Raw genomic sequence first — 12,769 nt, 5'->3', positions numbered from 1 at the left:
CAGTGAGGCGGTTTCACCACCACGCCGGGCGACCGGTAGTCTTCACCGCGCACCGGCCCGGAGCGATCCGGGTGGTGCGGGCCTCCGTAGCTCAGGGGATAGAGCACTGGTTTCCGGTACCAGGTGCCGCAGGTTCGAATCCTGCCGGAGGCGCCCTGTGATGTCGCACGACATCGGCGATGACGGACCCACGACAGACGTGGGTCCGTTCGTCGTCCGGGGCACCCCGCCCGCCGGCTGGGTCCCCCTCCCTCCCGGGACCAAAGACCCCTGTCACCGCGGAGGCGGAGCCGTAGCGTGGATCCACGTTCTGGGATCTCACGCAGGGGGCACGATGAGCGGTGGTTTCGGTATCGACGTCGGGACCGCGAACACGGTGGTGTGCCACCGGACACGCGGGGTGCTGCTCGACGAGCCGTCGGTGATGGTCATCCGCACCTCCGAGGCGAGGACGCGACGCGTCCGACCACTGCTGGTCGGACGGGAGGCACGCGACCTGATGGGCCGCTGCCCGGTCGGTCTCTCCGCCGTCCGTCCGCTGCACGACGGGGTGATCGTCGACCTCGAGGCCGCGCGGGCCTTCATGTCCGCGCTGCTGGCGAAGGCGGCCCTCCCCGCGTGGCAGCGGATCGGCGCCCGCGCCGTCGTCGGGGTGCCGGCGGGTGCGACCGCCCTCGAACGGCGCGCGCTGCTGGAGGTGGCCGACGAGGCCGGCATGCGGAAGGCGGTACTGATCCCGGAGCCGATCGCGGGGGCTGTCGGTTGCGGCCTCGACCCCCTCGAGCCCCGGGCGCACATGGTCCTCGACATCGGCGGCGGCACCTCGGAGATCACCGCGTTCTGCTACGGCGGCGTCCTGTCGCACCGGTCGTCGAGGATCGCGGGCGACGAGATGACGCTCACGCTGTACCGCCACCTGCGGGCCGAGCACCAGCTGCTCGTCGGCGAGCTCACGGCGGAGGCCCTGAAGTGCGCCGTCGACGCGGAGGAGGGCCTCTCCACGGTGGTGCAGGGCATCGACCTGGCCACCGGACGGCCACGACTGAAGACCGTGGAGTCCGCCGAGGTCCTCGAGGCGCTGCAGCCCACGGCCGACGCCATCATCGCTGCGCTGGCGGGAGTGCTGGACGACCTGCCGCCGCAGGCCGCCGACGACATCCTCACCGAGGGGGTCGTGGTCTTCGGCGGCGCCAGCCTCCTGCGCGGCTTCGACAAGCTGATCGAGTCCGCGCTGGGCTTCCCTGTCCGGATGGCCGAGCGGCCGCTCACCTGCGTGGCGGAGGGCGCGGCCCGCTGCCTGGCCGACCCCGACGTGGTCCGCGCCTACGAGGACACGTTCATCGAAGCGGGCTGACCACCGGCCGCCGGTCAGCGGTGCCGCCGAGCGGGACGTCCGGTCCGGAGGATCTCCTGCTCGTGGGCGAAGAAGTACTGCAGCACCGGCAGCACGACGGCCCCGGACGTGCTGACCCCGTGGCCGCCGCCGCGCACGAACGAGGTCGCCACCACGCGTGGGCGCTCGAGCGGGGCGGCTGCGGTGAACCACGAGTCCGGCGCTCCGTTGGGCGCGGACGGGTCCTGGGCCGAGCCGGTCTTGGCTCCGGACCGGACGGGCAGTGCGCGGAGGATGCTGGCGGTGCCGGACGTCGCGGCCAGGGCCATGCCCTCGCGGACCGGCCCCAGCCGGTCGGCGAACGGCAGCCGACGCGGCCCCGGCCACCGGAGCGCCGACCGGCTCCTCCCCTGGCCGTACGCCAGCCCGAGATGTGGCGTGACCATGGCGCCGGTCGCGACGCCTGCGGTCCACATCGCGTCCTGCAGCGGGGTCACCGTGAGGTAGCCCTGCCCGATGCCGAGGATCACGGTGGAGCCGGGGAACCACGTCCCTCCGTCGCGGGCGACCGAGGCCGGTGTGCCGAGGTAGCCGGCGCTCTCCGCGGGCAGGTCGATGCCGGTCGGCCGGCCGACGCCCAGGCTCCGGGCCGTGCTGATGATCGGTCCGGCACCCATTGCCCACGCGAGCTGGTAGAAGTACACGTTGTTGGACCACGAGATCGCGTTCGGCAGGTCCTGCGCGGGCAGGGACATCCAGTTGCCGAAGGTGTGGTCGCCCAGCGTCCAGGACCCGCCGCCGGGGAGCACCCGGTCCGGCGGCACGGTGCCGTCCCTCATGCTGGCTGCCGCGACGACGAGCTTGAACGTGGAACCGGGCGGCGCCGCGACCTGCGTCACGTGGTCGAGCATCGGGCTCCCCGCCCGGCGCGACACCCGGGCCAGCGCCGCGCCGTCCACGGGCGGGCCGAAGATCCGGTTGTCGTACGCCGGCAGGCTGGCCGTGGCCAGGACCTGCCCGTTGCGGGGATCGAGGAGCACGGCTCCGCCCAGGTCCCCGAGCGGCTGGCCCGGACGCCTGCGCAGCACCTCGCCGAGTGACCGGGTGAGCTCGCGCTGCAGACCGAGGTCGACGGTGAGCCGCAGGGTCTCCCCCCGACGGGGAGGGGTGTAGGGCCCCATCGCCATGGGCGTGCCCGCAGGCGTCACGTAGACGCACTGGCGGCCGTCCGTGCCCCGGAGGACGGGGTCGTAGACCTGCTCGAGGCCGGCCCGGCCGGCGATCGCCCCGAGGGCCAGGTCGGGCCACCGCTCCATCTCGACAGGAGTGGCCACGCCCGTCCAGCCCAGCACCGGCCCGAGCACGTCCGCGGCGGGGTAGCGCCGGCGGACGTCGGGGACCACGAAGACACCGGGCAGCGCAGCCGCGCGGACGCGTCGACCGGCCGCCGTCGGCAGGGACGCCACGGTGAGGTCGCGGCTCGCCTCGTGCCGGTGGAGCAGCCGACGCAGGACCGTCTCGGGCCGCGCCGTGAGGGCTGCCAGGGTGGGCACGTCCGTCGGCTGCACGAGGGCCGGCACCACAGCCACGCGGTGCCGTCGCACGTCCAGGGCGAGTGGCGTCCCGTGCCGGTCGGTGATCTGCCCGCGCGCCGCGGGAACGCGGGTGCAGCGCAGCATCTGGTCGAGCGCGGCCTCGCGCAGCTGGGAACCCTGTGCGCTCTGCAGCTGCCAGGCGAACCCGACCATGCCGACCAGGAGGCCGGTCATCAGGACGGCGCTGGTGCGCAGCAGCCGCGGTCGTGCGGTGTCCGGTCGACCGCGGAGCCAGAGACGATGGGTCTCACCGTCAGCGCCCAGTGCCAGCACCAGACCCAGTGCCGCGATGTGCACGGCGGCCGCCGTGCCGCCGTAGCTCAGCAGCGGGAACGGCACCCCGGCGGTCGGGACCAGTCCGAGGTTGCCTGCCACGGAGACCGCGACCTCGACGCTGACGAGTGCCGCGAACCCCGCCGCGGCCAGCCCCGCCGGACGGTTGCGGGTGCGGCGACCGATGCCGACGACACGCCACACGAGCACGATCGCTGCGAGCACGGCCGCCGCGCCGGCGAGGATCCCGAACTGCTCGACCAGGCTGGCGAAGGCGAGGTCCGTGTGCCGGTCCGGCAGGTAGAGCCCGACGAGCCGGTGCAGCGGGTGGTCCGCACCTCCGGTCAGCCCGCCCCACGCGAGGGCGATGTGCATCTGCCGGATCGCCCATCCGGGCCCGTCGGCGTCGGTCGACCCGCTCAGGAAGGCGTGCAGCCGCTCCTGCTGGTAGGGGTGGAGCAGCTGTTCGGCGAACGGCAGCGCGAGGGCCGCGACCACGAGGACCGGCACGAGCACCTTGAGCGGCACCCGGCCGAGCACCAGCATGGTGCCGGTGACGGCGCACAGGAGCAGTGCGGTCGACAGGTCGGGCTGGAGGAGGACCAGGCCGATGGGCAGCGCGGCGACGAGCAACGCTGTCGCGAGACGCCGTGGCCACGCCCGGTCGCTGCCCAGGACCAGGGCCAGCGCCAGGAGCAGGCCGAGCTTGGCGAGCTCGGACGGCTGCATGGAGAACGGCCCCAGGGCGATCCACCGCTGGGCACCCCGGGTCGAGGTGCCGCCGACGTCGACCGCCACCAGCAGGACCACGCTCAGCGTGTAGCACCCCCACCCCAGCCAACGCAGGCCGGCGGTGTGCCACTGTCGCAGGACCAGGAACATCACGACGCCGCCGACGACGACGGCCAGCTGGTGCCGGACGGCCGCTGTGTCGCCGAGGGCGGCGAGGTTGCTGAGGCCGAGCGCGGCGAGGAGGGCCACCGCCGCGACCGCGTAGGGGTCGAGGAGGGGCACGAGAGGCGCGCGTGCCGGTCGGCCCGGTCCGGGGCGGGACCGGCGCCCGCCCAGTAGTCCCCGTTCGACGCTGAGCATGGCCGGCTAGCAGCGCAGCGACGACCCGGTGACCGGCACCGGTGGCGACTGGGCACGTGCCGGAGCCGTCGTCGTGGCGACGAGCGCCACGGCGGGTCGCCGCGGGACCTGCACCGACGAGCTGGCGTAGACCCTGGTCCACCCGGGTTGCGCGGTCACGCTGACCGGGGGTGACCAGCTGACGCTGCCGTTGCACGACCTCGCCGTGCCCACCCGCCACGTCACGGCCTGCGCGGTCGTGGCCGGGCGGAAGCGAGCCGTCACCGTGACGGCGCAGAGCGCGCCCGGGGTGCAGTCACCGGCCCGCTTGAGCTCGACGCCGGTGACCACGCCGACCTGCCGCGGCGCGAGGGTCTGGATGCGCGGCCGGGAGGCTCGCTCCTCGCGCTCCGACGAGGTGCCGGCGGACGCCTTCCCCGTCGGCGCAGAGTTGGGACCCTCGCGTCGACCGGCACCCCCGCTCGCGTCGTCGTCGCGGCGGGTCAGCACGTAGCCGCTGCCTGCCACTGCGACCACCAGGAGCAGGGCGGCGAGCGCCCCCCGGCGGACCGGTGCGCGACGACGGCCGTCGGCCCGGCCGCGCGTGGACCGCGTCAGCGCGGTCCGGCGGGGACCGGGCGAGGACGGACCGGGCGGCGCGACACCCGGAGCGGCCGGGACGAGCTCCGCTGCCGTCGTGCTCGCCGCCACGGTGACGTACGCGCCGACGAGGTCCGCCAGCTGCGCGCGCACGCGCTCGGACGCGTCTGCACCGAGGGCCTCGGCCAGCGCACCCTGGAGCCTGAGCGCCCGCGCACCTGGTCCGGGGCCGGTCTCGGCGGCCGCCTCCTCGAGCCGGTGCAGCAGCACCAGCTGCCGAGCCGTCGGGTGGGCCGGCAGTCGACGCGCGTTGTGGACGAGCCGTCCGAGCAGCTCGTCGACGGTGGCGCCTGCGGGCGACCCGGTGCGCCTCGTCTCCACATCCCCGGAGACGCTGATGGTCACCGCCCACCGGTCGTCGGGCAGTGCGCCGTCCACCGGGTGCGGCGCGTCCGTGGACTCCAGCACGCGCACGGCCACGTGGGCGGCCTCGGCGGAGCTGAGCGTGACCATGGTCAGCATGCGGTCGAGGGGCACGCGCCCGGTCTCGGCGGCCGAGCCCGGTGGCGCGGCGACGCTCTCATCGGCGACCGCCGACGCCTCCGGACCCGGGTCCGTCGCGTCCGGTGTCGAGACTTCCTGAACCATCGGAGCCCCCGTTCCTGCACGCCGGACGTGGGGTGCCTCGTGCGACCGCGCGCACCGGGTGATGAGTCTCAGTATCGGGAGGACGCGCGGGCCCCTCACAGGGTCCTTGGACCTGATCACGCATGGGTCCGGCCGGGGGTTGTCCCGGGGCGGTCCCGGGACGGTCCCGGGATCCGGGTGGCGTCGTCCCCTCGCCCCGGTGACGGGCGTCACCAATCCGGGTCGTCGTCGTTGAGCCGACGAGGGAGCTACTGGCCGGTCACAAGGGACGCTGCCAGGTGTCGCTCCCGAGGACCCTGGGAGGGGACATGAGAACAACCCAGCGACGGCTCGCCGCCGCCGTCGGTCTCGGCATGAGCGCGGCGCTCGTGCTGTCCACCGCAGCCGCGCCCGCGCAGGCCGGCAGCTCGTCGGACCCGCGTGCTGCCACGGCCGACCAGCTCACCGACTTCGGCTACCGGGGCGACGTCTACGGCGTGAAGCTCGTCACCGACAGCGTCGAGGCGCTCGACCTCAAGGACGCCCACGCGCAGCAGCTGTGCACCCGCTCGGCCGGCAAGGTCGTCGAGCAGCAGAGCGCCGTGTCCGTGCCGGACAACCCCCTGATCCGGGTGTCGGCGAGCACGAGCCGCACCGAGACGTACGTCGACGGCGACACGCACGGCGTGCGCGGCACCAACACGATCGGCGACATCAGCATCGGCGGCACCGTCGGCCCGCTGACCACACCCCGCCTGGTCATCAAGGGGCTGCAGACGACGGCGAACGCGTTCCACACCCCGCGGGGCTACGGCCACGACGAGGGGTTCACCTTCGCCAGCATCTCGCTCGAGCTGCTCGACGACACGGTGGTGGAGCAGCTGCCGCCGGAGCTCCAGCAGCTGCTCGCCCCGCTCGACCAGGTCACCGACACCGTCTTCACCGGCACCCAGCAGGCGGCCCAGCAGGTCTTCCAGGTGCTGAGCGACGTCACCAAGCCCATCGTCATCCCCGGTCTCGGCACGATCGCCCTCGGCTACGAGAACGGGCGGGCCAACAGCCACAACGCCCAGTCGCAGGCCTCGGCCCTGCGCATCGAGGTCACCGCCGGCGAGCGGCGCCAGCTCGTCGAGCTCGGCACGGCCCGCGTCCGGATGGGCGGCCCGGCCCCGGTCGGGGTCTTCCGCTCCGGCGGCACGGCGATGGACTACCAAGCGCTCCAGGGCGCGCTCACGTTCGGCAACGTCGAGCACAAGGCGCTCCCCTGCCAGGGCACCCGCGGGAAGACGCAGACCTACCAGGTCCCCCACGCCACCCAGCTCGTCCCGGTGCCGGTGGTGCTCGAGGGCGTGACCTACCAGGTCAACGGCGACCAGTTCCGCGCGAAGTCCGGCGCGAAGCGCGGCAAGGTCGCCAAGGGCTGGTCGCGCACGGCGATCAGGTCGGTCTCCATCCCGACGGCCCAGCTGGTCATCACCGACGTCAGCTCGCGCGCGGCGATGCGCCAGAAGGCCGGCAAGCGGGTGGGGTCGAAGGTCTCCACGGGAGTCGGCTCCATCACCGTCGCCGGGCAGTCGGTGCCGGTCCCCGCGCCCGGCGAGGTCGTCGAGCTGCCGGGCGGCGCCGGCGAGATCCAGCGCCAGCTCGTGGACACCGGCTACCGCGGGTCGCAGGTGATCGGGCTCCGGATCAAGCTCTACTCCGACGCCGTGGTGATCGACCTCGCCCGCACCGCCGGACGGATCTACGGCTCCTGACGTTCAGCAGTGCCGCAGGGCGGCGTCCTGCCGGGCCTCACGCCCCAGGCGCCGCGCCTGCGACACGTCGGGGAACACCACGCTCGCGGCACCCACGAAGCCGACCCGACCCCGCACGACGCACGTCGTGATCCGGCGCGGGTCGACCTGGGCGACGGCCTGGGCGATCTCGAAGAGCTCCCCGGGTGAGGCGTTGGTGTCGGTGTGGGCCATCACCGTCATCACGCCGCGCTCGATGAAGCCGGGCCGGTCGGCCTGCGAGCGGATCCGGGCGTGGATGCCGCGGAGCGTGCGCTGCTGGTTGGCCGACCGGTCGAAGTCGCCTCCGGCCAGGCCCTTGCGGATCCGGGAGAACGCCATGGCGTTGTAGCCGTCGAGGTGGATGCGGCCCTGCTTGAAGCCCTCCTTCTTGAGGTAGGGGTCCTGGAAGCGCCGCGGGTTGGTCACCGTGATGCCGCCGATGTCGTCGACCATGTCCTCGAAGAACGGGAACCGGGTGACGAGCACGTAGTCCGGCTCGATGCCGATCAGGTTGCGCATCGCGCCGGCCATGCCGCTCGGACCGGCGAAGTAGAGGGCGGAGTTGATCTTCTCGCGACCGTGGCCGGGGATCGCGACCCACGAGTCACGCGGCACGCCGATCGCGGTCGCCGACCCCGTGCGGGTGTTGATCCCGACCATCTGCAGGGCGTCGCCACGCGACCGGGTCATCACCTGCCCCGGCCGGGCGTCGGAGCCGACCGCGAGGATCCAGATGACGTCCTGGCCGCCGACGGCCACGCCCTCGGCGTGACGGATCCTCACCAGGCTGACGTCGGTCGGCTGCACCGCCGACGTGGGTACGACGAACGCGGTGACGGCCAGCACCGCGACCAGGGCGACCGTGCGCACGAGCCTCATGGTCCGTCCCATCACCGGGCTCCCTTCGCGACGTCGTACCCGAAGACGCGCCACGCGCCGCGCGTGCGGGTGAGGAAGAGCCGCCCGCGCACGGTGGTGGTGCCGGTCTTCTGGCCCGTGGTGTCGAACGCCAGGACGAACTGTGCGGTCACGGCCCGGGCATGCCGGTCGGTGGCGAGGATGTCGAGGGTCACCCGGCGCTTCCGCGCGGTCACCGAGTCGATGCGGGGTCCGGCGGTCTGGTTGGTCAGGAGGGCCTTGTCGGCCCGGGCCCGCTCCTCGGCGGCCGCGGTGAACCCGGGGAACGCGGCCGGGAAGCTGCTGCGCGGATAGGTGCCGCCCAGGTAGGCGGCGTCCCACCACCGGTCGACGACGGCGCCGACCTGCTTGCGCACGGCCTTGCGCCGCGCGACCGGCAGCCGGCCGTGGACCCGGTGGATCCCGACCTTCGTGGGAACGGGGTGGGAGGCCAGGGTCGCCTGCGCGTCGGACCGGCTGAGCCGCTCCGGGGCGGCCGACGGCTCGGCGGAGGACCGGCAGGCAGAGGCGGTGAGCGGGACGAGCAGGACGAGCGCGAGTCCCACGAGGCGGCGGGCCCTGTGGGCGCGGCCTGGCGAGGGGCGGGGCATGAGGAGCTCCAGGCAGGTTCGAGCGGACGACGGGGGTGGAGGGACGACCATGACTACTGAGTGAGTACGGGTGTGGTCGACACCATGCCTCACCGAGCGAACCCGGCCCTGCATTTGCGCGCGTGTGCGACTAGCCTTGACGTCGACTTGGTCCATACCTCGCGCGATCACATCTGGAAGAGGCGAAACAAGCGTGGCGCAGTCCCCGAACGGGCAGTCCGGCAACCAGTCCTCGGTTGCACCGTCATCTGACCTGGGAGCCAACGAGTGGCTCGTGGAGGAGATGAAGGAGCAGTACGACAAGGATCCCGGGAGCGTGGGACCGGAGTGGGCGTCCTACTTCGGCAACGGCAGCGCCGCCCCGGCGGCCCAGCAGTCGCAGACCAGGACGCAGACCAAGGTGGAGACGTCGCGCGCGCCCGCCCCGGCGCCGGCGAAGGCTGCGGCCCCTGCCGCGAAGGCCCCCGAGAAGACCGCTGAGAAGGCGCCGGCCAAGGCCGCCACCTCGACCCCGCGTCCCCAGGCCGCGGCCGACGAGCCGGCGAAGGGCTCGAGCACGCCCGTCGCCAAGGACCCCAAGCCCGCCGCGCCCTCCCCGGCCGGCGACGAGCCGACCTACACCGTGCTGCGCGGCGCGCCGGCGCGCACCGCCGCCAACATGGACGCGTCGCTGTCGGTCCCGACCGCCACCTCGGTGCGCTCGCTCCCCGTCAAGCTGCTGTGGGACAACCGCACGGTCATCAACAACCACCTCGCCCGCGCCCGCGGCGGCAAGGTGTCGTTCACCCACCTCATCGGCTACGCCCTCGTGAAGGCGCTGCGCTCGATGCCGGAGATGAACGTCGGCTTCGAGGTCCGTGACGGCAAGCCCACCCTGATCACGCCGGCCCACATCAACCTCGGCCTCGCGATCGACATGCAGAAGTCCGACGGCACCCGCCAGCTGCTCGTGCCCAACATCAAGGGCGCCGAGGCGATGGACTTCGCGGCCTTCTGGACGGCCTACGAGGAGATGGTGCGCAAGGCACGCGACGGCAAGCTGACCGTCGCCGACTTCCAGGGCACCACGATGTCGCTGACCAACCCCGGTGGCATCGGCACCGTCCACTCGGTGCCGCGGCTGATGGCCGGGCAGGGCGCGATCATCGGCGTCGGCGCCATGGAGTACCCGCCGGAGTGGCAGGGCGCCTCCGACGAGGCGATCAACCGCAACGCCATCAGCAAGACGATGACGCTGACCTCGACCTACGACCACCGCGTCATCCAGGGCGCGCAGTCGGGTGAGTTCCTCAAGCGGGTGCACGGCCTGCTGCTCGGCGAGAACGACTTCTTCGACGAGATCTTCCGCTCGCTGCGGATCCCCTACGAGCCGATCCGCTGGGCCCGCGACGTGGTCGCCACCCACGACGACGACATCGTCAAGCAGGCGCGGATCCTCGAGCTGATCCACGCCTACCGGGTCCGCGGCCACCTGATGGCCGACACCGACCCGCTGGAGTACCGCCAGCGCAGCCACCCCGACCTCGAGGTGGAGTCGCACGGCCTCACGCTGTGGGACCTCGACCGCGAGTTCGCGACCGGGTCGTTCGGCGGCGAGGGCCGGCGCTTCATGAAGCTGCGCAACATCCTCGGCATCCTGCGCGACTCCTACTGCCGCACCACCGGCATCGAGTACATGCACATCATGGATCCCGAGCAGCGCAAGTGGATCCAGGAGCGCGTCGAGCAGCCGCACGTGAAGCCGCCCCGCGAGGAGCAGCTGCGCATCCTGCTCAAGCTCAACCAGGCCGAGGCGTTCGAGACGTTCCTGCAGACCAAGTTCGTCGGCCAGAAGCGGTTCAGCCTCGAGGGCGGCGAGACGACCATCCCGCTGGTCGACGAGATCTGCGAGGCGGCCGCCGAGGCCGGGCTCGACGAGGTCTGCATCGGCATGGCCCACCGCGGCCGGCTCAACATGCTCGCCAACATCGTCGGCAAGAAGTACAGCCAGATCTTCCGCGAGTTCGAGGGCAACATCGACCCGCGCACGGTCCAGGGCTCCGGCGACGTGAAGTACCACCTCGGCGCCGAGGGCGAGTTCGTCGCCGGCTCGGGCGACAAGATCAAGGTCTCCGTCGCGGCGAACCCCTCGCACCTCGAGGCCGTCAACCCGGTCCTCGAGGGCATCGCCCGCGCCAAGCAGGACATCCTCGACCAGGGCGAGAAGTTCCCGGTCCTCCCCCTGCTGGTCCACGGTGACGCCGCGTTCGCCGGCCAGGGCGTCGTGGCCGAGACCCTCAACCTGTCGCAGCTGCGCGGCTACCGCACCGGCGGCACCGTGCACGTGGTGATCAACAACCAGGTCGGGTTCACCACCGCGCCCGGTTCCTCGCGCTCCTCGCTCTACGCCACCGACGTGGCGCGCATGGTGCAGGCGCCGATCTTCCACGTCAACGGCGACGACCCGGAGGCATGCATCCGCGTCGCCCGGCTCGCCTTCGACTACCGCCAGGCGTTCAACAAGGACGTCGTCATCGACCTCGTCTGCTACCGCCGCCGGGGCCACAACGAGGGCGACGACCCGTCCTACACCCAGCCGCTGATGTACGACCTGATCGAGCAGAAGCGGTCGGTGCGCAAGCTCTACACCGAGTCGCTCATCGGTCGCGGCGACATCACGATCGACGAGGCCGAGCAGGTCCTCAAGGACTACCAGCAGCAGCTCGAGCGGGTCTTCACCGAGGTGCGCGAGGCCAGCTCCGAGGCACCGACCGAGTGGACGACCGTCCCCGACTACCCGGACAAGCCGGCCGGCGACTTCTCCACGGCCGTCACGCCCGAGGTGCTCAAGCGGATCGCCGACAGCTACGTCACGCCGCCGGAGGGCTTCACCGTCCACCCGAAGGTGATGCCGCAGCTGCAGCGTCGCTCCGCCGCGATCACCGATGGCCCGATCGACTGGGGCACGGGCGAGATCCTCGCCTTCGGCTCGCTGCTCATGGACGGTCGTCCGGTCCGCCTGGCCGGCCAGGACTCGCGCCGCGGCACCTTCGTGCAGCGCTTCGCGACGATCATCGACCGCACCAACGCCGACGAGTGGACGCCGCTGACCAACCTCACCGAGGACCAGGCGAAGTTCCACGTCTACGACTCGCTCCTCTCGGAGTACGCCGCCCTCGGCTTCGAGTACGGCTACTCCGTGGCGCGGCCCGAGGCGCTGGTCCTGTGGGAGGCGCAGTTCGGTGACTTCGTCAACGGTGCGCAGACCGTCATCGACGAGTTCATCTCCGCCGGTGAGACCAAGTGGCGCCAGCAGTCGGGCGTCGTCCTGCTGCTCCCCCACGGCTACGAGGGCCAGGGCCCCGACCACTCGTCGGCGCGCATCGAGCGCTTCCTGACGATGTCGGCCGAGGAAGCCATGGTGGTCGCACAGCCCTCGACGCCCGCGTCGTACTTCCACCTGCTGCGCCGCCACTCGCTCGGCGAGGAGCACCGCCCGCTCATCGTCTTCACGCCGAAGTCGATGCTGAAGCGCAAGGAGGCGGCCTCGCAGCCCGCCGACTTCGTCGGCGACACCACCTTCCGCGCGTTCATCGGCGACGACAACGCCGACCGCGACAAGGTCGAGACGCTGATCATGTGCTCGGGCCGGGTGACGTGGGACCTCATGGTCGAGCGGTCGAAGCGCGACAACGGCGACGAGTTCGCGATCGGTCGCGTGGAGCGGCTCTACCCGAACCCGGTCGAGGAGATCAGGGCCGAGGTGGCGAAGTACCCGAACCTCAAGGCCGTCCGGTGGGTGCAGGACGAGCCACGCAACATGGGCCCGTGGCCGCACTACCAGCTCAACGTCTGGCCCCAGCTGGACATCACGGTCGAGCCGGTCACCCGTCCGTCGTCCGCGTCGCCGTCGGTCGGCACGGTGAAGCGCCACGTCGAGGAGCAGAAGACGCTGCTCGACGCGGCCTTCGAGTCGCCGCGCGCCGCCGGCCACGACTACTGAGC

General features: G+C 72.5%; 7 protein-coding genes and 1 tRNA gene. 4 read left to right on the top strand and 4 right to left on the bottom strand.

What is annotated here, in order from left to right; genetic code table 11:
* The first annotated feature begins 80 nt into the window (after positions 1 to 80).
* Both NYO98_RS05380 and mreB read left to right on the top strand, forming a co-directional pair.
* Positions 81 to 153, top strand: a tRNA-Arg gene (locus NYO98_RS05380).
* 181 nt (positions 154 to 334) lie between these two features.
* Positions 335 to 1,354, top strand: coding sequence for a rod shape-determining protein (gene mreB / locus NYO98_RS05375; RefSeq protein WP_268110491.1), 1,020 nt, complete (start codon positions 335 to 337; stop codon positions 1,352 to 1,354).
* 14 nt (positions 1,355 to 1,368) lie between these two features.
* Here mreB and NYO98_RS05370 read toward each other — a convergent pair whose 3' ends face one another.
* Both NYO98_RS05370 and NYO98_RS05365 read right to left on the bottom strand, forming a co-directional pair.
* Positions 1,369 to 4,215, bottom strand: a complete 2,847-nt coding sequence (locus NYO98_RS05370; RefSeq protein ID WP_268110490.1) for an FtsW/RodA/SpoVE family cell cycle protein — start codon at positions 4,213 to 4,215, stop codon at positions 1,369 to 1,371.
* Positions 4,216 to 4,299: 84 nt separating this feature from the next.
* The gene (locus NYO98_RS05365; protein ID WP_268110489.1) at positions 4,300 to 5,520 is read right to left on the bottom strand and encodes a hypothetical protein; all 1,221 of its coding nucleotides are present in this window, start codon (positions 5,518 to 5,520) and stop codon (positions 4,300 to 4,302) included.
* A gap of 308 nt (positions 5,521 to 5,828) precedes the next feature.
* Between NYO98_RS05365 and NYO98_RS05360 the strand changes: the two genes are divergently transcribed.
* On the top strand, positions 5,829 to 7,256 hold the full coding sequence (locus tag NYO98_RS05360) for a choice-of-anchor P family protein (RefSeq protein ID WP_268110488.1): 1,428 nt from the start codon (positions 5,829 to 5,831) through the stop codon (positions 7,254 to 7,256).
* 3 nt (positions 7,257 to 7,259) lie between these two features.
* Here NYO98_RS05360 and NYO98_RS05355 read toward each other — a convergent pair whose 3' ends face one another.
* Together NYO98_RS05355 and NYO98_RS05350 are read right to left on the bottom strand one after the other, a co-directional pair.
* Positions 7,260 to 8,156: an LCP family protein gene (locus NYO98_RS05355; protein WP_268110487.1), complete on the bottom strand. Its 897-nt coding sequence runs from the start codon at positions 8,154 to 8,156 to the stop codon at positions 7,260 to 7,262.
* An 11-nt stretch (positions 8,157 to 8,167) separates the two neighbouring features.
* On the bottom strand, positions 8,168 to 8,785 hold the full coding sequence (locus NYO98_RS05350) for a hypothetical protein (protein WP_268110486.1): 618 nt from the start codon (positions 8,783 to 8,785) through the stop codon (positions 8,168 to 8,170).
* A gap of 193 nt (positions 8,786 to 8,978) precedes the next feature.
* On the opposite strand from NYO98_RS05350, the gene NYO98_RS05345 reads away from it, so the two are divergent.
* Positions 8,979 to 12,767, top strand: a complete 3,789-nt coding sequence (locus NYO98_RS05345; RefSeq protein ID WP_268110485.1) for a multifunctional oxoglutarate decarboxylase/oxoglutarate dehydrogenase thiamine pyrophosphate-binding subunit/dihydrolipoyllysine-residue succinyltransferase subunit — start codon at positions 8,979 to 8,981, stop codon at positions 12,765 to 12,767.
* The last annotated feature ends 2 nt before the right edge of the window (positions 12,768 to 12,769 follow it).

Source organism: Nocardioides pini, assembly GCF_026712185.1.
Lineage (GTDB): Bacteria > Actinomycetota > Actinomycetes > Propionibacteriales > Nocardioidaceae > Nocardioides > Nocardioides pini.
Note: the sequence above shows the minus strand (reverse complement) of the source record. Positions and strands in the feature narration are given on the sequence as shown.